The organism is Filomicrobium sp. (assembly GCF_025698805.1).
Taxonomy (GTDB): domain Bacteria; phylum Pseudomonadota; class Alphaproteobacteria; order Rhizobiales; family Hyphomicrobiaceae; genus Filomicrobium; species Filomicrobium insigne.
This window is the reverse complement of record NZ_JAILWT010000003.1, coordinates 155,496-179,098: the sequence shown is the minus strand read 5'-3', so window position 1 is coordinate 179,098 and position 23,603 is coordinate 155,496. Positions and strand designations below refer to the sequence as shown.

The 23,603-nt window shown below is 57.9% G+C and carries 17 protein-coding genes; 15 read left to right on the top strand and 2 right to left on the bottom strand.

The window, feature by feature from the left end; translation table 11 throughout:
- Positions 1 to 39 precede the first annotated feature (39 nt).
- The 5 genes from K5845_RS08240 to K5845_RS08220 all read left to right on the top strand — a co-directional run bounded on the left by K5845_RS08240 (position 40) and on the right by K5845_RS08220 (position 6,826).
- A complete protein-coding gene (locus tag K5845_RS08240; RefSeq protein WP_287958772.1) occupies positions 40 to 1,623 on the top strand; it encodes a gamma-glutamyltransferase family protein in 1,584 nt (527 codons plus the stop codon).
- A 563-nt stretch (positions 1,624 to 2,186) separates the two neighbouring features.
- Positions 2,187 to 4,202 (top strand): FAD-dependent oxidoreductase, encoded by a 2,016-nt coding sequence (locus K5845_RS08235; protein ID WP_287958771.1) that lies wholly within the window; start codon positions 2,187 to 2,189, stop codon positions 4,200 to 4,202.
- A 10-nt stretch (positions 4,203 to 4,212) separates the two neighbouring features.
- Entirely contained in the window at positions 4,213 to 5,640 is a 1,428-nt protein-coding gene (locus tag K5845_RS08230) for a cytochrome c3 family protein (RefSeq protein ID WP_287958770.1), read from the top strand.
- A gap of 64 nt (positions 5,641 to 5,704) precedes the next feature.
- Entirely contained in the window at positions 5,705 to 6,286 is a 582-nt protein-coding gene (locus tag K5845_RS08225) for a Tll0287-like domain-containing protein (RefSeq protein ID WP_287958769.1), read from the top strand.
- Positions 6,287 to 6,370: 84 nt separating this feature from the next.
- Complete coding sequence (locus K5845_RS08220; protein WP_287958981.1) at positions 6,371 to 6,826, top strand: globin family protein; 456 nt, start codon at positions 6,371 to 6,373, stop codon at positions 6,824 to 6,826.
- Between the two features lie 149 nt (positions 6,827 to 6,975).
- On the opposite strand, the gene K5845_RS08215 is transcribed toward K5845_RS08220, so the two are convergent.
- Both K5845_RS08215 and K5845_RS08210 read right to left on the bottom strand, forming a co-directional pair.
- Entirely contained in the window at positions 6,976 to 7,992 is a 1,017-nt protein-coding gene (locus K5845_RS08215; RefSeq protein ID WP_287958768.1) for a tetratricopeptide repeat protein, read from the bottom strand.
- 222 nt (positions 7,993 to 8,214) lie between these two features.
- Positions 8,215 to 8,667, bottom strand: a complete 453-nt coding sequence (locus K5845_RS08210) for a protein tyrosine phosphatase family protein (protein WP_287958767.1) — start codon at positions 8,665 to 8,667, stop codon at positions 8,215 to 8,217.
- Positions 8,668 to 9,118: 451 nt separating this feature from the next.
- Here K5845_RS08210 and dnaE point away from each other — a divergent pair, with 451 nt between their 5' ends.
- From dnaE to bamA, 10 genes are all read left to right on the top strand, one after another.
- Positions 9,119 to 12,700: a DNA polymerase III subunit alpha gene (gene dnaE / locus K5845_RS08205; RefSeq protein WP_090229195.1), complete on the top strand. Its 3,582-nt coding sequence runs from the start codon at positions 9,119 to 9,121 to the stop codon at positions 12,698 to 12,700.
- A gap of 267 nt (positions 12,701 to 12,967) precedes the next feature.
- Complete coding sequence (locus K5845_RS08200) at positions 12,968 to 13,963, top strand: 30S ribosomal protein S2 (protein ID WP_046480526.1); 996 nt, start codon at positions 12,968 to 12,970, stop codon at positions 13,961 to 13,963.
- A gap of 93 nt (positions 13,964 to 14,056) precedes the next feature.
- Positions 14,057 to 14,989: a translation elongation factor Ts gene (gene tsf / locus K5845_RS08195; RefSeq protein ID WP_046480525.1), complete on the top strand. Its 933-nt coding sequence runs from the start codon at positions 14,057 to 14,059 to the stop codon at positions 14,987 to 14,989.
- A 181-nt stretch (positions 14,990 to 15,170) separates the two neighbouring features.
- Positions 15,171 to 15,902 (top strand): UMP kinase, encoded by a 732-nt coding sequence (pyrH, locus tag K5845_RS08190; RefSeq protein WP_046478780.1) that lies wholly within the window; start codon positions 15,171 to 15,173, stop codon positions 15,900 to 15,902.
- A gap of 146 nt (positions 15,903 to 16,048) precedes the next feature.
- Positions 16,049 to 16,609 carry a ribosome recycling factor gene (gene frr / locus K5845_RS08185; RefSeq protein WP_046478778.1) on the top strand — a complete coding sequence of 187 codons (561 nt, stop codon included), beginning with the start codon at positions 16,049 to 16,051 and terminating at the stop codon, positions 16,607 to 16,609.
- A 51-nt stretch (positions 16,610 to 16,660) separates the two neighbouring features.
- The gene (locus K5845_RS08180; protein ID WP_046478775.1) at positions 16,661 to 17,419 is read left to right on the top strand and encodes an isoprenyl transferase; all 759 of its coding nucleotides are present in this window, start codon (positions 16,661 to 16,663) and stop codon (positions 17,417 to 17,419) included.
- A gap of 11 nt (positions 17,420 to 17,430) precedes the next feature.
- Positions 17,431 to 18,309: a phosphatidate cytidylyltransferase gene (locus tag K5845_RS08175; RefSeq protein WP_287958766.1), complete on the top strand. Its 879-nt coding sequence runs from the start codon at positions 17,431 to 17,433 to the stop codon at positions 18,307 to 18,309.
- Positions 18,310 to 18,403: 94 nt separating this feature from the next.
- The gene (gene dxr / locus K5845_RS08170; protein WP_046478774.1) at positions 18,404 to 19,639 is read left to right on the top strand and encodes a 1-deoxy-D-xylulose-5-phosphate reductoisomerase; all 1,236 of its coding nucleotides are present in this window, start codon (positions 18,404 to 18,406) and stop codon (positions 19,637 to 19,639) included.
- Between the two features lie 64 nt (positions 19,640 to 19,703).
- Positions 19,704 to 20,864 (top strand): RIP metalloprotease RseP, encoded by a 1,161-nt coding sequence (gene rseP / locus K5845_RS08165; RefSeq protein WP_046478771.1) that lies wholly within the window; start codon positions 19,704 to 19,706, stop codon positions 20,862 to 20,864.
- A gap of 307 nt (positions 20,865 to 21,171) precedes the next feature.
- Positions 21,172 to 23,544 carry an outer membrane protein assembly factor BamA gene (bamA, locus tag K5845_RS08160; protein WP_046478768.1) on the top strand — a complete coding sequence of 791 codons (2,373 nt, stop codon included), beginning with the start codon at positions 21,172 to 21,174 and terminating at the stop codon, positions 23,542 to 23,544.
- The last annotated feature ends 59 nt before the right edge of the window (positions 23,545 to 23,603 follow it).

Genomic DNA, 23,603 nt, shown 5'->3' with positions numbered 1-23,603 from the left:
AGACTAGCTCGGGATATCCAGAAAGAGAAGGACGAAAACATGCTTCGCACACGCACATGTCTCGGAGGGATGGTCACCGCACCGCACCATCTGGCGGCGGAGGCTGGCGCCACAATCCTGCGTGAGGGTGGCAATGCCATCGAGGCTATGATCGCTTCAGCAGCAGCCGTAGCGGTCGTCTATCCACACATGAATGGCATTGGCGGAGATGGCTTTTGGGTGATTTCCCGCCCCGGCAAAGAGCCGGTCGGCGTACGCGCATGTGGACCAGCTGCGGCGAGAGCGACGAAGGCCTTCTACGAAGAGCATGGTGATTCCGCGATACCGACGCGAGGACCGCGTGCGGCGCTGACCGTTGCCGGAGCCATCTCGGGATGGGCGGAAGCGCACAGTCTGGCGGCTGAGGCCGGAGGGCGCGTGCCGATTGCACGGTTGCTTGAAGACGCCATCCGGCATGCGCGCGATGGTGTGCCTGTCACGGCATCACAGGTCCACCTAACGCAAGCCAAGTGGAGCGAACTGAAAGACGTGCCGGGCTTCACGGCAACGTTCGCCTCCGATGGACCGCCGAAGCTCGCGCAAGTCCTGAAGCAACCGGCACTCGCAAGCACGCTGCAACAGCTCGTGGATGCGGGGCTTGATGATTTCTATCGCGGCGATCTCGCGCGCAAGCTAGGAGCCGGATTGGAGGCGACGGGCAGCCCTCTAAGTTTAAAAGATCTCGAAGCATTCCGCGCCAAACGCGTGACACCTGCCACCGTCCGTCTCGCCGTTGGCGATATCTACAACATGCCACCTCCAACGCAGGGCGCGTCGGCATTGATGATCTTGGGTGTGTTTGAGCGTCTCGGCGTTAAAAAGCCAGACGGGTTCGATCACATCCACGGTCTTGTCGAGTCAACGAAGCGAGCCTTCATCCATCGTAACGCTCACTTGGGCGATCCAGATCGCATGGGCGATATCTGGAAAACTTGGCTTGAGCAGGCGACACTCGATCGCGAAGCGGCCGCGGTCGACACCGCAAGTGCAGCGCCGTGGCCTCACACGGCAAAGCCTGGCGATACGATTTGGATGGGCGCGGCCGACAGACACGGCAACGTTGTCAGCTATATCCAGAGCATCTACTGGGAATTTGGTTCTGGACTGGTCGTCCCTGACACTGGAGTCGTATGGCAGAACCGGGGAGCGAGCTTCACGCTTCACCCAGGTCCAAACGAATTGGAACCCGGCCGCTTGCCGTTCCATACGCTGAACCCCTCTCTCGCGCGGCTAAATGATGGGCGCACGGTCGCTTACGGCACGATGGGAGGCGAGGGGCAGCCGCAAACACAGGCCGCGATCTTCACCCGCCACGTTCTCTTCGGACAGGATATGCAGGCTGCCGTTTCCGCACCGAGATGGCTACTCGGCCGGACGTGGGGAGAAGACTCTACAAACTTGAAAGTCGAAAGCCGGTTCGCGCCGGAACTGATCGATGCGCTGCGGAAGGTTGGTCATGACGTCGAAGTCGTTGAGGCTTACGACGACATGATGGGGCATGCCGGCATGGTTTCGATCGGACCGGACGGCGTCATTTCAGGTGCCACGGATCCACGCGCTGACGGCGCAACGGCATCCCTTTAAGGTCGCCGACCTCAGAAAATGACCGAGGCGGCGTGGTGGAATATCACGCACGTCGCCTCGCATTTATTGCTGCGATTATTATTTTTATTCCCGTTTGCAGAGCGTTCAAGTGCCCGAAACGACTGCGTTGGCCCCAATGGAAATGGGCTTCCCTCGCCGCGCCGCGAGATTTTCGCGCCCATTAGAGATGGCGTGAACATTTACATGGCAACACTGCCAATTCGGCAGTCAATTCCACACTGATTGATACCGCTTTTATCTCGCGAAAGCCCGCCAATGCTGCGTTGCAGCAGATTGGCACAGATCTTGTTCTTAAGCAGATCGCATGTGCGAACTCTGCGACCGTCATTCGCACTGCACCCGCGGTTGGAGCCGCTCGGCAAGGAGCTCCGCCGCATCGGGGGCCTTAGTGGCCTTCGGGATAGAAGCGGCGCGTTCGGGCAGCAACTGCCATCGGGCGCGCCGCACCAAAAATTCGCGGGGGCACGATTGAACGACTCTAACAGAGCCACTATCCACAGCGTGACGAGAACCGCCTCCAGGCGTACCTGGGAGTTGCGGTCATGAACGTCACGGCCCGCGCCGAAACACTGAAAGACGCATCGACCCTCGTCGACGGAAAGCGCGGCATCGCACAGGACCCCATCGTCGTTATCGGCGGTGGTCCGGCGGGCATTCGCGCCGCTCAGGAACTGTCACGTGCCGGCAAGAACGTCATCGTATTCAACGCCGAACGCTGGCGTCCTTATAACCGCGTGAAGCTCACACCTTTGTTGTCCGGAGAAGTCCAGCTTGGACAAGTCACGCAAAGCTTGGAGTTTTCCGGGCCAGGAACGGTCGCCGTATATTCCGGTCATAGCGTCGTCGACATAGACCGCACCAATAAGGTCGTCACGACCGGCCAAGGCAGCATCTGGCCCTATGGCAAGTTGATCATCTGCACCGGTTCACGCGCCCACGTTCCCCCCATTCCGGGAGCGGACAAAAATGGCGTCTACACGTTCCGCAATTTCGATGATGTCGAAAAGCTTGTCGCGCGCTCGTTTCGCGCCAGACGAGCCATCGTCATCGGGGGTGGACTTCTGGGCCTGGAAGCCGCGCGCGGTATGGCGGACCGGGGCGTCGACACGGTTGTTGTTGAACACGAAAGCTACCTCATGGCGCGCCAACTCGATGCGTGCGCCGGTGAACTCTTGGCACGTGACGTCGAAGCAATGGGCATCGGCGTGCGCACGGGAAGCACGGTCAGCCGCATCGTTGGAGAAGATCGCGTAACCGGGTTGGAGCTGGTATCCGGCGAAGTGCTGGACTGCGATACAATCATAATCTGCACCGGCATCCGCCCGAACATGGAACTCGCCCGCGATGTCGGCTTGGCCGTAGGACGCGGCATCAAGGTCGGCCCCACACTTCAAACGAGCGATCCTGACGTCTATGCCGCTGGCGAATGCGCGGAGTTCAACGGACACGTCTATGGTCTGGTGGGACCCGGCCTGGACCAAGCGGCGATCGCCGCCCGCCACATAACAGGTCAGGCTTCGACATACGACGGTTCGATGCCCGTGACGAAGCTGAAAGTCATCGGCACCGATGTCTTCAGCATGGGCGATACCGAACAACTTGATCAGCGCCCAGAACTCGACAGCCTGACCTATGCCGACGCCGACGGCAAAATTTATCGCCGCCTGGTCTTGAAGCGTGGCCGCCTTGTCGGTGCGGTCGCGATCGGCGATTGGTCTGAAATCAATCGGCTGCAGGAAGCAATCAGGAAGCAGATGCTTCTGCTGCCCTGGCAGCGGTTCCGCTTCAAAGCGAATGGCATCGTCTGGCCGGAACGCGAACCTCAATCCGTGCGTGATTGGCCGCGCGCCGCGACCGTTTGCAATTGCACAGGCGTAACACGCGGCCAGATTGGTGATGCGATTGCGCTTGGTGCGGGATCACTCGACGACATCAAGCGCGACACCGGCGCGTCGACCGTGTGCGGAAGCTGTAAAATACACATCGGCGAATTGTTGGGAGCGCCGCCGAAACGCGAACCTGCCGGCGCGGCAACGGCAATCGCGGTGACATCTGGCATAGCAGCGATCCTCGCGGCGCTGATATTGGTTCTGCCGATCTGGTCGACAGCGACCACGATCACGGGACGCGGCTTACCCGAACTCCTCTTTCTTGACGGTATCACGAAACAGATCAGCGGCTACGTCTTGCTGGCGTTGTCCGTACTCGCCGTCGTTTTATCGGTGCGTAAGCGTGTCCCCATCCTGCGCAAGCTCGGAGGTTACGCGGGCTGGCGCGTGTTCCACATCCTCATAGGCGTTACCGCGCTGGCGGTCCTCGCCGCGCACACCGGATTTCGTCTGGGAGACAATCTCAATCTTTGGCTGATGGCGAGCTTTCTAACCCTCGCGCTAGCAGGCGTGGCGGCAGGGATAGCAACGGCTTTGGAACACCGGTTGTTCGGTAATGCACGGACTGCGGCGACACTAAAGGATGCATCGTTCTGGTTGCACCTCTTGGCCTTTTGGCCTCTGCCGACGCTGCTCTCGCTGCACATCCTCAGCGTCTATTTTTATTGAGGTCGCACCCGTGAGCCGCACCGCAAAATTATGGATCTTGTGGGTAGTTTCAACGCTCGTCGGCGGCGGCATCTTGCTGGCTGCGATGATCTACGGAGGACCTCTGCGCGCCAGCCTTCTAATTGGGAAGACTACGAGTGGTCATCACCAGATCGAACTGGCCTGCGAAGCCTGCCATACTTCACCGTTTGGTGGAGGAGAGGTGCTGCAGGAAGCCTGTCTCAGCTGCCACAAGGCCGAGCTTGCCGCCGCCAAGGATTCACACCCGCTCAAGAAGTTTCGCGATCCTCGTAATGCCGACCGATTGGCCAAGCTCAACGCGACGCAATGCGTAACCTGCCATCGAGAGCACAAGCCGGACATCACGGGGCCGATGGGCGTCACGCTGCCCGGCGACTATTGCGAACTGTGCCACGAGAAAGTCGGCAAGGATCGTCCGAGCCACTTGAATATTGGCTTTGATACTTGTGCGTCCGCGGGGTGCCACAACTACCATGACAACCGCGCTCTCTATGAAGATTTCTTGGAAAAGCACGCCGGCCAGCAGGATGTGAAAGAGCTGGCAATCTTCAAGCTGCGCGCGGAAAAGAATGAGCCGCTTGAACCGCGCGAACCGTTGATCACTATCGGCGTGGCCAATGCACCAGCAGACAAGCTGAGCGACCAAAAGATCAACAATGATTGGTTGGCCACCACCCACGCACAAGCCGGTGTGAATTGTGCGGGCTGTCACGCACCCGACAAAAAGGACGCAGCCGAAATAGCTGACGCCTGGACCGACAAGCCCAGTACCGCCGTCTGCACGACATGCCATGCGCCCGAAGCCTCGTCCTTCACCCAAGGCAAGCACGGCATGCGTTTGGCAAAAGGAATGAAAAGCGAAGTTGCAGGCCTCTTCGGCATCTTCCGCGACAAGCCACTGACGCCCATGCAGGTTTCAATGGCGCGTTTGCCGATGTCGAGCAAAGCCCATGCGGAACAACTTACCTGCACAAGCTGCCATAGCGCCCACACCTTCGATGCGGTGAAAGCCCAGGTCGAGAGCTGCACGTCCTGTCACGCTGACGAGCACACGAAGGCCTATGAGCGATCGGCTCATTACAAGCTCTGGCAAGACGAAATCGCAGGCGTCAAACCGAAGGGAACGGGCGTCAGTTGCGCGACCTGCCATATGCCACGGCAATGGGTCGAAGATCCTGCGACCTACAGTGAACGCATCGTCGCAAACCACAATCAGAACGACAATCTGAGACCCAACGAAAAGATGATCCGCTCCGTCTGCATGGAGTGTCATGGACTCGGTTTTTCGATCGATGCCCTCGCCGATCAAAACCTCATCAAACGCAATTTTTCGGGACAGCCCGCCGTGAAGGTCGAAAGCATCGACTGGGTGAAGAAGCGTGTTGAGGAACGGGAGAAAGCCAAGGCCAACCAATAATGGCCATCAAAGAAAACGTCGGAGTTTCGAGAAGTCTAACAGGTGGTGAAAAGGAGAGAAGGACATGATCAAATTTTCGAAGTCGGCCGTCGTAGCGGGGCTGTCTGGCGCTGTTGTGTTGTGTGCGGGTGCTGCAGCTGCGGTCAACGCAAAGGGTGTGGCTTATGAAGATGTGGCCGACATGCTGATCGCAGTCATGGTCGCCGACCGCACCGTGTACACCAAGCAGGTCGTTGGGCGCCTCACCACAAAAGACAAAGTGATTACGGCAAGCGAGCACTTCGAAGACAACAAGGCGCTCCCTTTGCCGGCGCAGATGTTCCGGTTCGGCGCTGAGATGGTCGCTGACAAGACTGACAAGTTTTCCTACTCGCTCTTGTCGCTGTGGCCGATCAACAAGCAAAACGCTCCGCGCACAGACGCTGAAAAGGCTGGCTTGGAATTCGTATCTAAAAACAAGGACGAGAAGTACACCGCGGTCGAAGAGCTCGGCGGCAAGAAGTACTTCACCGCCGTCTATGCAGACGTTGCCGTGGCGCCGGTTTGTGCATCTTGCCACAACGGTCACAAAGACAGTCCGCGCACGGATTTCAAGTTGGGAGACGTGTTGGGCGGCGTCGTGATCCGCATTCCGATGACCGAGTAAGGAACAACGTAGCCAAGCGTGTGCTCAGTGCGCTGGGCAACAAGCGCGCGGCGGTCGGCCATTGGACAACGTCGGAGATAAATGATGACACCGGAGCAAGTCAAACTCGTCCAGGAGAGTTTCAAGAAAGTCGTGCCGATCGCACCACAGGCGGCGGATATTTTCTACACGCGCCTGTTCGAGATCGCGCCTGAAGTTCGTCCTCTCTTTCCCGAAGACCTTTCAGGTCAGAAGGATAAGTTGATGAGCATGCTGGCAACTGCGGTCACCAATCTTCATCAGATCGAGAAGATTGTGCCGGCCGTGGAAGATCTCGGACGTCGTCACGTCGGATATGGCGTAACGGCCGAGCACTATAAGCCTGTGGGTGCCGCGCTCATCTACACTCTGGAGAAGGGGTTGGGTGATGACTTTACGCCAGAGACGAAAGAAGCCTGGCTCGTTACGTATACAACTCTCGAAGGCGTAATGACCAAAGCCGCCGAAGCTGCGGCCGCCCCTCCTAAAAAGAAAGGCTTCTTCGCAAAAATGTTTGGCTAGCGTCGCACTATTCGGCGTGAGCCAAGGCGCGTCTTAGTATCATGCAGGGTGACGCGATCGGGGGCAGCCGGGCGGTGGATCTAATGGGTCTACCGCCCGACTGATATTCGAAAATTGTCTCTGAGAAGGAAGCAGCGTTGCTGCCGGACCTAGTCGCAAGCAACAGCGATCGTCAGTGACGCTCCGGGGATGTACCGGCGACATCCTAACGGACCATCTGAAACGGAAGGTTTGTTCTGCATCGCCGTCGTTCCGGAAGGCAGCCTGCCGGTCAGACTCGCAACACGCTCTTGCGCTGTGAGCTTGGCCTGCTTGCCATCCAGGAGGCGAGGAGGCGCGCTGAGCGCTCGCTCGTACGCTATCTTGGCCGCCGCATTATCGCCGCGTGCTTCCATGATCTCGCCCTTCAAGGCATATGCTGCGGTAAATGTCGGCTCCAGATCTATAGCAGTGTTGGAGTGAGCCAATGCGTTCGATAAATTTCCTTCGCGCAGATCCAGCACGCCGCGCACATACGAAACTTCCGCCTTGCTGGCTTTCGTAGACGCGAGGTCTTCAACTTGTCGGTGCGCCGCATCGAAGCGGCCCAATTCCGCGAGAATGAGCCCGCGCAAGATGCCGACCTTGGCTTCGTCCTTCTTGAGTTGCGCGGATCTATCCAGATCGGTGAGCGCATCCTCGCGACGCGAGAGTTTGCGGAGGATAACGGCCCGGCTGAAAAACGCGGACCAATCCTCCGAGTTCAGCGCGATCGCGCGGTCGAGGTCACGAACGGCCTCCTCGAGGTTTCCCAGGTCGTTGTGGACAAGAGCGCGGCTCGCATATGTCCGAGAGTAGTCGGGATAGTATTTCGCGGCACGATTGAAATCAGCCAACGCCTTCGCATTGTCGTCCGCGTTGCGGTGGGACCAGCCGCGATTGAAGTATGCGATGTAGTACTGCTTTTTCGGAAGACGGCCGCTGGCGAGGATGCGTGTGCATGCTCCCGCACTCTGCGTACGGTTTGCAGCAGCGCAGTCCTTCAAATCCTTCTGCATCCCGGCAAAACTAGGAACGGAAGCCCAAAGCGAAAGAATGCCAATTCCAAGAACGGAGATTGCCCGACGCATAGCATTGCGGCCCTTTGAGGTGATGGGGACAACGCAAAAGCGCGTTATCCGGTTCACCAAACTCTACGGGCTCCAAATGCTGTGGGATGTTACGCGGGGAACTCCATTATGAAACGAGCTCTGGGGAGCACGCCGATCTAGCGAAGCTTCTCGATAAGCGAGCGATCATTCTTCGCTAATCGAATGAATTGCTTGAGCGCAACAGAGGTTCCATCTACGGAGCCGTACAGCACCAAGCCAGCCGCATGTCTTACGTCAAGAGGGGCAGGCGAACCCATTTTACGCACCGTGGGCGCGGTCGACGTAGTCCCGGATGAAGTTTGCGAGTTGTGGCGTGTCACAGTCAAATCCTATTGCTTTGGCGTGCTGGAGAGTCTCCTCTCCCGACTGATTTGTCGTCACACCGACATGCATCATTGTAAGCGCCCCTGCACGCTTGCCGGAAGCGCAATGGACTACCACGGGCTTGGGAAGCGTTTCGACTTCCTGTCGAAATTTCTCCACGACCTGGCTATCCAGCTCATTCCTCGAAACAGCGATGTGGCGGTAAGTAAGCCCAGCTTCTTTAGCCAATCGCCTTTCGACATCCTCGGGAATCTTTTGTTTTTCTTCTTTGGGCTGCAGATTTACGATCGAACGAAAACCATCAGCAGCGAATTCCTTCAGCTGCTCTGGGTGTGGTTCAGATTTCGCGACGGCAAAATCTTTGTTTATCGTAATTAAGTTTTGCATCGCCCAAGTTCGTCTCCACGAGGCTACTAGATTATGGCCGGTGATCGAGACGCTACGCGCCGATTTCCCCAGCATGTCACCGACTTGCGGTGGTGTTGTCAAAAAAGCAACGACCGCACTGGGCGAAATGTTCCCCGAAAAAAAACCTGAGTTTAAAGTCGAATGAAGAATATAGCTGGAGGAAAGCTTCGTTTTTTATTTCGTCAGCGATTCGCCTGCGTCGCGGGGGGATGGAATGCGCCGTTTTGCCAGGGATTGCCGAACGTTCAACTGAGTGTGATATGGCGACATTGTTGAGTGTTTAGTGTTCGAAAGGACACGTGCCGTTTATTTCGGGTCGTGTGTTTTCTCCGAGCCACGGAAATCCTCCACGCCAGCCATCACCAGCTTGTTAACAGGACGACGGGACCTACTCGCTTTCGGAGGATAGAATCCTATAAGTTCGCCCGTTATGAACGCTCCAACTCCATCCTCCGTGACCGCCAAACCGGTAGCTGCGACGGCGCAGCCAGGTTTTGTGCATCTGCGGGTGCATTCTGCTTACTCGCTACTGGAAGGCGCCTTGCCGATCGGAAAGCTCACGGGCTTGGCCGCCACGCATGGCTATCCGGCTTTGGGACTTACGGATACGAATAATCTGTTTGGCGCCCTAGAGTTTTCAGAAAAGATAGCCGGAGCCGGCATTCAGCCCATCGTCGGCGCAACGCTGAGCGTCGATTTTGAGGATGGGGAAAAGGATGAGCTGCGCCGCGCCGAAAGGCCCGTCGGCTTTGCACGAGATGGCTACCTTGCACTGATGGCGGCCTCCGAGACCGGCTACGCAAACCTCATGAAGTTGGTCAGCGCGGCGCATTTGGATGTGGCTGATGGAGAGCCACCGCATGTGAAGTTTTCTGCTCTCTGCGAACTGGCCGAAGGGCTTATCGTCCTCACAGGCGGCCCCGACGGACCGATCGATACGGCCTTGGCGCAGGATCGACAGCAACTCGCCCATGAACGGCTGACAAAGCTGAGAGCGGCCTTCGGCGATCGTCTGTACGTTGAAATTCAGCGGCACGGTGTCCGCGTCGAAAAGACAAACGAGCCACAACTTCTGCAACTGGCGTATGATCTTGAAATTCCAATCGTTGCCACCAACCAGGCCTACTTCGCGACGCCGGATGACTATGAGGCCCACGATGCCCTGATCTGCATCGCTGAAGGGTCCTACGTCGTTGAAGACAACCGGCGGCGCCTGACGCGGGAGCATTACTTCAAATCCCGCGAGGAGATGATTCAGACATTCGCGGACCTTCCTGAGGCCCTGGCGAACACCGTTGAGATCGCACAGCGCTGCCATTACCGGCCGCTCGGCCGCAAGCCGATTTTGCCGCGGTTCGTTGCAAGCCTGGAAGGCAAGACTGAGCAAGATCTGCTCGAAGAGGAGGCCGCCGAACTTAAACGTCAGGCGGAAGAGGGTCTGGAGCGGCGATTGGCGGCTCATCCTCTCGCGGCGGGTTTTACTCGGGAAGATTACGAGAAGCGGCTTGCCTACGAGGTTGACGTTATCTCGAAGATGAAGTTCCCCGGCTACTTTCTCATCGTTTCTGACTTCATCAAATGGAGTAAGTCGCAGGGCATCCCGGTGGGTCCTGGGCGCGGCTCCGGCGCGGGCTCGTTGGTTGCTTACGCGCTGACAATTACAGACCTCGATCCGTTGCGGTTTGGCCTTCTGTTCGAACGCTTCCTGAACCCCGAACGCGTCTCGATGCCGGACTTTGACATCGACTTCTGTCAGGACCGGCGTGACGAAACAATCCGTTACGTGCAGGAAAAGTATGGGGCGGATCGTGTCGCCCAGATCATCACGCACGGTAAGCTGCAAGCACGCGCGGTTCTACGCGACGTCGGCCGCGTGCTGCAGATGCCGTATGGGCAGGTCGACAAGCTCTGCAAGCTCGTTCCCAACAACCCGGCCAATCCAGTCACATTGGCGGAGGCGATCGAGACCGAACCACGTCTCCAGGAGGAGCGAGATGCCGAACCCATCGTCGCTCAGCTTCTAGAAAAAGCGCAGAAGCTTGAGGGGCTTTACCGTCACGCGTCGACGCACGCCGCTGGTATGGTGATCGGGGACCGGCCGCTCAACGAACTCGTCCCCCTCTACCGCGATCCGAAATCGCAGATGCCCGTCACCCAGTTCAACTGGAAGATGGTGGAGGCCGCGGGCCTCGTGAAATTCGACTTCCTCGGCCTCAAAACGCTGACAGTCCTGCAGAAGGCCGTTGAAATGGTCGAACGCTGTCGAGGCATAAAGATTGATCTTTCAGCGCTGCCGCTCGACGATCGCAAGAGCTACGAGCTTCTAGCTCGGGCTGATACGGTCGGTGTGTTCCAGTTGGAATCCACGGGCATGCGCGAGAGCTTGAAGCGTCTCAAGCCCGACCGCTTCGAAGATATTATCGCTATGGTTGCTCTCTATCGGCCTGGCCCGATGGACAACATCCCCACCTACATCAATCGCAAACATGGCGAAGAGCCCGTTGATTGTCTCCATTCGATGCTCGAGGGCATCCTTTCGGAAACCTACGGCGTTATCATCTACCAGGAGCAGGTCATTCAGATTGCCCAGGTGATGGGCGGCTACACGCTTGGTCAAGCCGACATGCTTCGGCGCGCCATGGGTAAGAAAGACAAAGCCGAGATGGCGCGCCACGAGGCGCGGTTCATTGAGGGGGCCGTCGAGCGCGGTGTGAAGAAAGCCGACGCAGCTTATATCTTTGAACTGGTCAACAAATTCGCCGGGTACGGCTTCAACAAATCTCACGCCGCCGCCTACGCGCTGGTCAGCTATCACACGGCCTACCTCAAAGCGAACTACCGCGAAGAGTTTCTTGCGGCGTCGATGACGCTCGATATGGCCAACACCGACAAGCTTGCTGTGTTTGTCGCCGAAGCACGACGAAGCGGCATCGAGATCAAGCCACCGTGCGTGAATGCGTCCGAGGTTGAGTTTCTCGCTGAACCCTCACCCGAGGAGGCACCGTCAGGGCCTCAGCCTGCACGGGGAGCAATCCGCTATGCTCTCGCGGCGTTGAAGAACGTAGGTCCGGCCGCCGTCGAAACCATCGTGGCGGCGCGTGAGGAGAACGGCCGCTATAAGTCATTGGCCGACTTTGCGAGCCGCCTGAATCCAAAGGCGGTCAACAAACGCGCGATCGAAATGTTGGCACAGTCGGGCGGGCTCGACGCGCTCGAACCCGATCGCGCGATCGTGTGTGCAAATGCCGACCTTATCCTCGCAGCGGCACAGCGGCGCGATGCCGATGCAGCAGCGGGCACAAACGATTTGTTCGGATTGGGCGAAACCGAGCCCACATTGGCATTGCGCCCCGCCAAAGGCTGGACGCCTTTAGAGCGTTTGGAAAACGAGTTTGCCAGTGTCGGGTTCTATCTGTCTGGTCACCCCTTGGACCAGTACGCCATGGTTCTCGAAAAGCTCGGCGTCCGCCGCTATGCGGAGTTCGAGCTCGCAACGGCGAAGGGGGCAACCTCGGCTCGACTTGCGGCCATCGTAGTATCGGCGCGCGAACGGCGCTCGGCGAAGGGAAATAAGTTTGCCTTTGCAATGTTCTCGGATGCCAGCGGTCAGTTCGAGGCTGTCATCTTCTCCGATACCCTGGCTGCCGGACGCGATCTGCTCCAGGCGGGCACGCCCGTTCTCGTGACCGTCGAAGCCGAACGCGATGGCGACACGGTCAAAATGCGCGTCCAGCGTCTCGAAAGCCTGGATGCGGCCACGGCGGCCATAGATCGTGGACTGTTACTGCGCTTCAGCCCAGCCCACATCAAAAACGCCGATGCAACTTTCGACGAGTTGAAAAGTTACCTCAAGCCACCCGCGCCCGGCGCGCGCGGCGGACAGGTGCGTTTTGTGCTGCCCGTCAAAGACCGTGAGCTGGAGTTCGCTCTTCCGGGGAAATATGACGTTTCCCCGGCCCAGGCAGGAATCTTGGCAACCGTACGTGGCATTGAGCAGATTGTAGAAATCTGATCCGGATGGGCGCTGATACAAGTGAGTTAGAGCCCCGTGGCTCGCCCTGAGACCGTGACGAACGCGTGCTAGCCGAAATTGCCCGCCCTTCTTGCAATCACGGCCGAAGACTCGTATAAGCCGTCGCACTTCACACGCGAACCTTCAGCGCTTGGCGGATTAAAAGCCCCGTCCGGTCGCTCCGGTGAGGTCGGCCCCAGATATGTATGGGGTGCGCCTTTCTCCAGGTTCGCGGCGGTCCAACCGGAAAACAAGGATATTTGCGAGATGGCGCTTCCCGCCTTCAACATGCGTCAGCTATTGGAAGCTGGCGTTCACTTCGGTCACCAGGCACACCGCTGGAACCCCAAGATGGCGCCCTTTATCTACGGCGCACGCAATAACATTCACATTATCGACCTGACGCAAACGGTGCCGCTGCTGCATCAGGCGTTGGTTAAGATTTCCGACACCGTTGCTGGTGGCGGCCGCGTACTCTTTGTCGCGACAAAGCGTCAGGCCTCGGAAGCAATTGCGGATTCTGCTCAGCGTTCGGCGCAGTACTTCATGAACCACCGTTGGCTAGGTGGTACGCTGACGAACTGGAAGACCGTATCTCAGTCAATCCGCCGTCTGCGTCAGCTTGATGACATCCTCGCCGAGCCTTCAGGGCGCACCAAGAAGGAAATCCTCAACATCCAGCGTGAGCGCGACAAGCTCAACCAGTCGCTGGGTGGTATTAAGGATATGGGTGGTGTGCCGGACCTTCTGTTCGTTATCGACACGAACAAGGAATCTATCGCGATCAAGGAAGCTCGTAAGTTGGGTATCCCGATTATTGCGATCGTTGATACGAACTGCGATCCTGACGGCATCGACTTCCCAATCCCGGGCAACGACGACGCAGGCCGAGCGATCACTCTTTACTGCGACTTGGTCTCACGCGCGGCACTGGATGGTCTAGAACGCAGCCAAACCGCATCCGGCGTGGATATCGGCGCTTCGGAGGCGCCGGTAGCTGAAGATCTGCCAGTAGCTGTGGTGACGTTCAAGGGCATCGAAGCTCCACGCGGCGAACCGGACGATCTCAAGGCGATTACCGGCATCAACCCGAAGCTTGAGCAGCGCCTCAACGACGCCGGCGTCTTCCATTACTGGCAAATTGCAGATCTTGACGCAGAGCAGGCTGAAGCGCTTGACCGTCTGCTGAAGCTCAAGGGGCAGATCGCAACCGAGGGTTGGATCGACGCCGCCAAGAAGATCGTTGCACAGTCGGCCGCTTAAACGGCAATTGTCGCCCAAGCGGTGGCAGGCGTCACAAAGTCTTTAAGCAGCGGGCTTAGCACTGGCTGAGCCCGCCAACAAATGAGCATTGATATGACGACGATTTCCGCCTCGATGGTGAAAGAGCTGCGCGAAAAAACCGGCGCGGGCATGATGGATTGCAAGGCGGCGCTGACGGAAAACGGCGGTGATATGGAAGCCGCCATCGACTGGCTGCGCAAAAAAGGCCTGTCAAAGGCTGCTAAGAAGTCTGACCGCGTTGCCGCGGAAGGTTTGGTCGCGGTAACCGCCTCCGGAACGGAAGGCGCCGTTGTCGAGGTCAACTCCGAAACGGACTTCGTTGCACGTAACGACCAGTTCCAGGACATGGTTCGTACCATTGCGTCCCTTGCAAGCGAAGCGCAGGGCGATGTCGCAAAGCTGCTGGCGATGAACTATCCTGGCAAATCCCTGACCGTCGAAGACTACGTCAAGGAAATGGTCGCGACGATCGGCGAAAACATGACGGTACGCCGGACCGCCACGCTTAAAGTCAGCGATGGCGTCGTAGCTGAGTACGTCCACAACAAGGCCGCTGACGGCCTTGGAAAGATCGGCGTTCTCGTCGCCCTCGAAAGCTCTGGCGACAAGAGCAAGCTCGCTGAATTCGGCCGCCAGGTCGCTATGCATATCGCCGCGGCAAACCCGCTGGCACTCTCTCCGGAAGAACTCGACAACACCGTCATTGAGCGCGAACGGGCGATCTATACGGAGCAGGCTGCAGCATCCGGAAAGCCGGCTGAAATCATCGAAAAGATGGTGGAAGGCCGCCTGCGGAAGGAATTCTTCCAGCAGGTTGTTCTGCCTCAGCAGGTATTTGTGCTCGATGGCAAGGCTAGCGTGGAGCAGGCGATTGCCAATGCAGCCAAGACCGTTGGCGCCCCCATCAAGGTAACGGGCTTCGTGCGCTATGGTCTGGGCGAAGGTATCGAAAAGAAGGAAGACGACTTCGCTGCTGAAGTTGCTGCGGCTTCGGGCGCAAAATAAGCCGATAACCCGCGAAAATTCAAAAAATGATACCGGCTGGCTGCTTTCGCAGTCAGCCGGTATTTTTTAACCTCTGGTCATGTACCCCGGGATGCGGCATGTCTTGGCCGCCAATGAGCTGCCAACGGGCGATCCCAAGGTCGTCGATCACTGCTGAACTGGACACGCCACGGGAGGGATCATGAGCGGGACCCAGAGTGAACTGAAATACAAACGTCTTCTATTAAAGCTCTCCGGTGAAGCTCTTGCAGGCGACGGCGCATACGGCATCGATCCTGAGGTCGTTGGGCGCCTTGCTAAGGAAATTTCCGAAGCCGCAGCCGCTGGATGCCAAATTTCTGTTGTCGTTGGGGGCGGGAACATCTTCCGTGGCCTGCAGGGTGCCGCCCGCGGCATGGAGCGCGCAACGGCCGACTACATGGGAATGCTGGCAACCGTCATGAACGCGCTGGCCCTATCCGGCGCACTGTCGCAGCTCAAGACATCTTCGCGCGTGCTCTCGGCGATTCCCATGACGACCGTCTGCGAATCTTACGTTCGTCCCAAGGCCTTGCATCACCTGAGAAAAGGCCGCGTCGTAATTTTCGCGGCGGGCACTGGCAATCCGTTTTTCACAACCGATACGGCGGCAACACTCCGCGCCATCGAGATGGGTTGCGACGCGGTCGTCAAGGCCACGCAGGTTGACGGAATATATTCTGCAGACCCCAAGACGACGCCGGATGCGGTGCGCTATGATGCGCTGAGTTACTCCGAGGTCCTTGCTCGAGACTTGAAGGTGATGGATGGCGCGGCGATCGCACTTGCCCGCGATAATCGTCTTCCGGTAGTTGTGTTTTCTATCGCTGAACCAGGCAATCTCCTCAAACTATTGAAGGGAGAGGCGCGCGCCACAGTAATCCAGCCCGGCTAAAGCGCGGGAATTGGGGTTCTGAACGGAATACAGCGGCATCGGCTGGTCTTTCGATGCCATGCACGCTATGAGCGGGATGAAGCCCGTCGAAAGAGGTGGCTCGGTCGGTCGGGTGAACTCGGCCGGCACCGGCAAGGAAATTGGAAATGAGCGACACATTTAGTTTGGACGATCTTGAAGTAAGCATGATGGCTTCAATGGATGCCTTGAAGCGTGAGCTGAGTGGCCTGCGTACGGGACGCGCCAGCACCCATCTGCTCGATCCTATCCAGGTGATGGTTTATGGCGCCAGGATGCCTCTCAACCAGGTCGCAACAGTTTCTGTTCCGGAGCCTCGTCTCATTTCCGTCCAGGTCTGGGACAAGTCGAACGTCTCCGCCGTTGAAAAGGCCATTCGCGAGTCGAGCCTGGGCCTTAATCCAGTGATCGACGGAGCTGTTTTACGCCTTCCAATTCCGGCTCTTACCGCCGAGCGGCGTCAAGAGCTCGTGAAGGTGGCACACAAATACGCCGAGCAGTCGCGTGTTGCAGTCCGCAACGTACGCCGCGAAGGTATGGACCTGCTCAAAAAGCTCGAGAAGTCTGGAGACATGAGCGAGGACGAGCAGCACAAAAACTCGAGCAAGGTCCAAGAATTGACCGACAAGTACGTCAAAGAGATCGACAATTTGTTGGCCACGAAAGAAACCGAAATTCAGACGGTTTGAGGCGTATACTTCTCTCAGACATGTCCGCAACATCTAGATAGGGGCCAGTCGTTGGCCGATTTATCGCAGACACCGCGAACACCCCCACTCGGTCCGCAGGCGCCCCGACACGTCGCGGTCATCATGGACGGCAATGGGCGCTGGGCCAAAAAACGCGGCCTTCCGCGAAGCATTGGCCATCGTGAAGGTGTCGAAGCCGTCCGGCGGACCGTGCAGGCCGCCATCGAACTCTCCATCCCCTATCTCACGATTTACAGTTTTTCGTCTGAGAACTGGTCACGGCCTGCGGAAGAAATCGACGAGTTGATGGGGCTGATGAAGCGTTTCATCCGCCGGGACTTGGCCGAACTTCATCAGGCCAATGTCCGCATTCTGGTGATTGGAGACCGAGAAGGCGTAGATCCCGAACTGCTGTCTCTTGTGGACGAGACAACGGACCTTACCAGCACGAATACTGGCCTGACGTTGGTCATTGCCTTCAACTATGGCGCCCGCAATGAAATTGCCCGTGCGGCCCGGCATCTCGCAACGGAAGTTGCTGAAGGGCGGTTGAGCCTGGAATCCATTGATGTCGATGCGATCTCTCAGGCTCTCGATACCAGCGGCGTCCCGGATCCGGATCTCCTGATCCGGACGAGTGGTGAACAACGGCTGTCGAATTTCTTGCTGTGGCAGGCGGCCTATACGGAATTTGTCTTCCTGGATTGCCTGTGGCCCGATTTCGGGCGAGACCAGCTTGAAGAAGCAATCGCAAAGTATCACGTCCGAGATCGCCGTTACGGTGGATTGTCGCGTCGATCCACGGCGTGAGGATGACCACAATGCACGAACCCTCCTGGCATGAGCCTTGGACCGGCGAAGATGCGCGTTCACGTGCAACCGGACATCATCCGCGCCGGTTGATCGCGCGTATCGCGTCCGGTGTCTTTCTCGGGTTGGTGAGCCTCGGCGCAACCTTCGCCGGGTCGTATGCCTTCGCTGGGCTCGTAGCAGTTATGGCGATTATGATGGCTTGGGAATGGGGTGGAATCGTTCGCTCCCGACGCTACGATTTCGGCTTTCTCCTGCACGCAGCAGCCATCGTCGTTTGCATTGCGCTCGCCGCAATTGGCAGATCTCAACTTGCCCTTGTCGCGTTAGGTGTGGCTGCGATCGCTATGGCGGCCACCTATGGCAGGCAGAATGGACTAATGTCGGCCGCCGGGCTTTTTTACATCGGGATCCCAGCGATTTCGCTCGTCTGGCTCCGCAATGACGTCCCTTATGGCTTCACAGCGATTCTACTGATCTTTTCTATCGTCTGGGCCGCCGACACCGCCGCTTATGTTGGGGGCAAGACAGTCGGTGGAGTAAAATTTTGGCCCAGTATATCGCCGAATAAGACGTGGGCGGGAACCTGCTCAGCCCTCGTCGCGAGTGCGTTGGTCGGTGCGATATTCTCGTTCCTACTGACGGGGGCGCCGTCACTCTATCTGATCATCTGTACGACGGTGCTCGGGTTGGTGGCTCTGGCAGGTGACCTCGCGGAATCCGCATTTAAGCGCGTATATAGGCTTAAGGATGCCAGTAATCTGATCCCTGGCCATGGCGGATTCATGGATCGTCTGGACGGAATCGCCGCTGCGGCGGCCTTTGCCGCTCTGATCTGCCTGCTGATGGATATCAACCAGCCTGCCAAGGCGCTCCTGTTCGGTGCGTGACCCTGGCCTTGCGTGAAGCTGTGAATTCGTTTCTACGTTCTCGGGCAGACTAAAAATTCTTTGCCGATGTGGCCAACGCTGGAGGAAATGACGAGTGGAACCAGGACGGCTCAGCGTTGTCCCTGATCGGACCGAGACGGCGCGCGGCACCCGTTCCCCTCGGGCGCGTAGGTTAAGTATACTGGGCGCCACCGGTTCGATCGGCCAGAGCACCCTCGATCTCGTCGCTCGCCAGCCCAAAGAGTTCGAAATCGTTGCTCTCACGGCGCAAAACAGCGTGGCAGAACTCGCGCGTCTCGCGGTCAAGCACAACGCGGCTTACGCAGTGATAGGTGATGCGACGCGGTTTGCTGAACTGAAGAGTCTGCTGGCTGGAACGTCGGTGAAGCCAGCGGCGGGACCAGAAGCCCTCGTAACGGCGGCCTGTGAGCCGGCAGATTGCGTCATGGCTGCCATTGTTGGGGCTGCGGGCCTTGAGCCCTCGTTTGCGGCGCTTGCACAAGGCAGCCGGTTGGCCCTGGCCAACAAGGAATGCCTCGTTTCAGCAGGCAGCGTTTTTATGGCCGAAGTTGAACGCCAGGGAGCCGAACTCGTCCCGGTCGACAGCGAGCATTCCGCCTGTTTCCAGCTCATTGGAACAGGAGAGCCCTCGGCAATTGAAAAGATTACTCTGACGGCTTCTGGTGGACCCTTCCGAGAGTGGTCACGCGAACGGCTCGAAAAGGCAACGCGTGAAGAGGCGCTCCGTCATCCCAACTGGTCGATGGGAGCCAAGATCACGATCGATTCGGCAACCTTGATGAACAAAGCGCTGGAGTTGATCGAGGCGTATCACTTGTTTCCGGTGGAACCCCATCAACTCAGCGCTGTCGTGCATCCGCAGTCAATCGTGCACTGCTTAGTCGCCTTTGCCGACGGTTCCGTATTGGCGCAACTGTCCGAACCCGATATGCGCACGCCGATCGCGCTGGCACTCTCTTGGCCTGCCCGGATGCAGGCACCGACGAAGCGACTTGATCTGGCGGAGATCGGCCAGCTCACCTTCGAGCCCCCCGATGAAGACCGATTCCCCGCGATGCGGCTTGCGCGTGAAGTGTTGGCGCGCGGAGAAACTGCGCCTGCAGTGTTCAACGCCGCGAATGAAATAGCCGTTGAAGCGTTTCTGGCGGGGCGTATAAGATTCCTCGATATCGCCAGATCCGTAGAAAACTGTCTGGAACAGGCCGATCGGGCGGGTGTAATTGCTCCAGCCGCTTGTCTCGACGACATCCTGAGCATAGATCACGAAGCGAGGCGCTTGGCCGCCATCGCTCTGGAACGGTTGTCCTGATTATCCTGTCGCGTTACATCCGCGAGCACCCCAACCGTCGACACACTCGTAAGGAACTCGGTTCATGGATTTCATCTCGCAACTTGGCGCAAACCTATCGGGAGCGCTCATCATTGCGATCGGTTTCCTGTTCGCCTTAACGATCGTCGTCTTCATCCATGAGATGGGACACTTTCTGGTGGCGCGCTGGTGCGGCGTTACTGTGAAGGCGTTCTCAATCGGCTTCGGTAAAGAGATTTATTCGTTCACGGATCGTCATGGAACCCGCTGGCGCATCGCCTGGATTCCGGTCGGTGGCTACGTAAAGTTTATGGACGATGAGAATGCCGCCAGCGTCCCATCGCGCGACGCGCTGAGCGGTCTGACCGAGGAGGAGCGCAAAGGCGCGTTTCAGCTCAAGCCTTTGTGGCAACGAGCAGCCGTCGTCGCTGCAGGCCCGGCGGCCAATTTCATCCTGGCAATTCTGATATTTGCGATGATGTTTTGGTTGTTCGGCAATCGCACGATGGAACCGCGTGTGGGACGTGTGGCGCCCGACTCGCCAGCAGCTTCGGCGGGCTTCCAGGCGGGCGATCTCATCGTTGCGATTGATGGAACACCGGTGGATGGCTTCGCAACCGTTCAGCAGGTCGTCTCGACCAGCGTCGGGCGAAAACTCGCGTTCGAGGTCGAACGTGACGGGCAAAAGCTCATTTTGATGGTAACACCAGCTCTGCGTGAGCTGAACGATGCCATAGCCGGGAAACATCGCCGACCAGTTATCGGGATCGAAGCCTCAGGGGAAACAAGCCGGATTGTTCATCGCGATGTTGGTCCGCTCGAAGCCGTTTGGCTAGGTACGGAACGCACGTGGGATATCGCCGCGGGCACGTTGTCCTACATTGGCGATGTCTTTACGGGCCGCCAGGGCGCGGAACAGATTGGTGGGATTGTCAGAATTGCTGACGCCGCAGGTAAGTTCGCGGCCCTTGGAGTGGCCGAGCTGATTCTGTTCACAGCATTCATTTCAGTGAGCATCGGCTTAGTAAATCTTTTCCCGATCCCACTTCTCGATGGCGGACATTTGCTCTTTTACGGCATCGAGGCCGTGCGAGGGCGGCCCATGAGTGAGGGTGCGCAGGAATTCAGTTTCAGAATCGGGTTGGCATTGATCGTTATGCTGATGGTGTTCGGCTTCTACAACGATCGTGGAATTTTGGCGCGATGGTTCTCCTGGTTCAGCTAAGCGGTGAGAAAATTGGGGACGAACAGTGCGTTGCAGGCCGTCTTGGTTCCCAATTATTGCGCTTAAAAAAGGGGCGCTGACCCGAGAAAACGAAGTGAAATCAGTGCGGGTGACGCATTCTTGCCACTTCCCTACTGCTTGCGGAATCGTTAAAACCCATAGTGAGCTTTGGTGTAACGACCCGAGGGAAGCACTACGAGTGATCGTGGTGGCGGGTTGCGCGCCTTAAAGAAGGTCAAGGTGTGGTGTTCAGTTGCCGACAGGCACCGCATCTCTGGGGATCGGCAAAACGAGGGCAGATCCGCGAATGTCTCAGTATCGGATCATGTCGTTGGGGGCCCTACGCGTCGCTCTTTCACTGTTCTTGACTGCGTTCGTAGTCATCAGTGTCGATGCAGTAGGATTTTCGACTCCGGCGCATGCGCAAGTCGTTGTCAGCGAAATTCAAGTTATTGGTAATCGGCGTGTCGAACCCGAGACGGTTCGGTCGTACTTGAAGTTCACGACGGGTGATGTCTACGACGCTGGGCGCGTCGATCAGTCTTTGCGCGCACTTTTCGCGACGGGACTGTTTGCAGACGTTGAGATTTTCCGTGACGGCAATGTGGTTCGGGTCCGGGTCGAAGAAAACCCTGTGATCAACCAAGTTGCCTTCGAAGGTAACTCCGAAGTCGATACCAACACTCTCCAAGCCGAAGTTCAGCTGAAGCCGCGCTCGATCTATACGCGCGCTCGCGTTCAGGCTGACGTTCAGCGCATCCTTGACGTCTATAGCCGTCAGGGCCGATATGCCGCTAACGTCGAGCCGAAAATCATCGAACTTGAGCAGAACCGTGTGAATCTCGTTTTCGAGATCATGGAAGGTTCCGCGACGAAGGTGAAGAGCATCAACTTCATCGGCAACCGCGCCTTCAGTGACGCGCAGCTGCGCGACATCATTTCTACGACGCAGGCTGGCTGGTTCGATTTCCTATCCGGCACCAGCATCTACGATCCAGATCGCATGAATCTCGACCGTGAGCTTCTGCGTCAGTATTACCTGAAGAACGGATATGCCGACGCCCGCGTGACTTCAGCTAACGCCGAACTCGATCGCGACGGTTCAGGTTTCTTCCTGACCTTCACGGTTGAAGAGGGCGAGCTCTATCACTTCGGCAATATCGTGATCGACAGCTCGCTCACGGGGTTGGATGCTGCGTCCCTGAGCGGCGACCTGCTGACCTATAGCGGCGACGTCTATAACGGCTCGCTGCTCGACAAGACCGTTGAGCGTTTGACCCTTGCTGTCGCGGAACGTGGCTTTGCCTTTGCTCGTGTCCGTCCCCGCGCCACACCCGACATGTACGCTCGCACGATCGCGATCAACTATGTGATCGACGAGGGCCCGCGGGTTTATATCGAACGTATCAATATCTCGGGTAACGAGCGCACGAAGGATCACGTTATTCGTCGTGAGTTCCGTCTGGCCGAAGGTGATGCCTTTAACCCGCTGATGGTTGATCGCGCCGAGAAGCGTTTGAAGGCGCTTGGCTTCTTCAAGGCCGTCGACGTCAAGCGCCGCCCAGGTTCTGCTCCCGATCGTGTCGTTCTTGACGTGCAGGTAACCGAGCAATCAACTGGTGAGCTCTCGTTTGGTGCCGGTTACTCGACAGCGGAAGGCGTCATCGGTGACGTATCCATCAGTGAGCGCAACCTGCTCGGCAACGGTCAGTACATCCGGCTCCGTGTCGGTGGCTCCATCGAGCGTGCCCAGGTTGACTTGAGCTTCACGGAACCGCGCTTCCTCGACCGTAACCTGTCGGCCGGCTTCGACCTGTATCACAAGGAACTCGATCAACGCGATCAGTCCGGTTTCCGGTCTCGTAAGAGCGGCGGTCAGCTGCGCCTTGGCTTCCCGCTGTCGGAAGATCTCTGGATGCAGACCAGCTACTCGCTGTCGCGCGATCAGATCTTCGACGTGGAAGATGACGCATCGCTGGCGATCAAGGACGCATGCGGTGATACGGTCCTGGCGACAAACCGAGCTAACTGTGGCGACGGTACGTACTGGACTTCGTCCGCCGGCACGATGATCACCTACGATAAGCGTAACCACCCAACCAACCCAACGAGCGGCTACTACCTGCAAGGTACGGCAGACTTCGCTGGCCTCGGTGGCGACGCAGAATACGTCCGCGTCCAGGCTGAAGCCCGTGGCTACTACCCGGTTACGGAAAACATCACCTTCGTCAGCCGCGTTGTTGGCGGCCATATCGAAGGCTGGGGTGACGAGGATGTCCGCGTGCTCGACCAGTTCTTCCGTGGTGGTGAGACCGTCCGTGGCTTTGACCGCTCGGGTTTCGGACCACGTGACGCACGAACCGGTGACGCGCTCGGCGGTAAGACATACTGGGCGGCAACTGCGGAACTCCGCTTCCCGATCCCGTTCGTGCCTGAAGAGCTCGGACTTGGTGGTGCAGTCTTTGCTGACGCTGGTTCGCTCTTTAATGCCTCCCAGCACGTGAAGGACATTTTGGGCAACAACCTTGAAGATGACGCCTCGGTACGTGCTTCCGTTGGTGCAAGCCTTCTGTGGAATTCGCCCGTAGGTCCGCTGCGTGTCGACTTCTCCAAAGTTCTCGCATCGGAAGAGTACGACGACGAGCAGTGGTTCCGCTTCGGCGCCTCATCGAAATTCTAAGTCCATTGAATTTAAGGGGGCTTCGGCCCCCTTATTTCGTTACACTTCAGCAGTTTCAG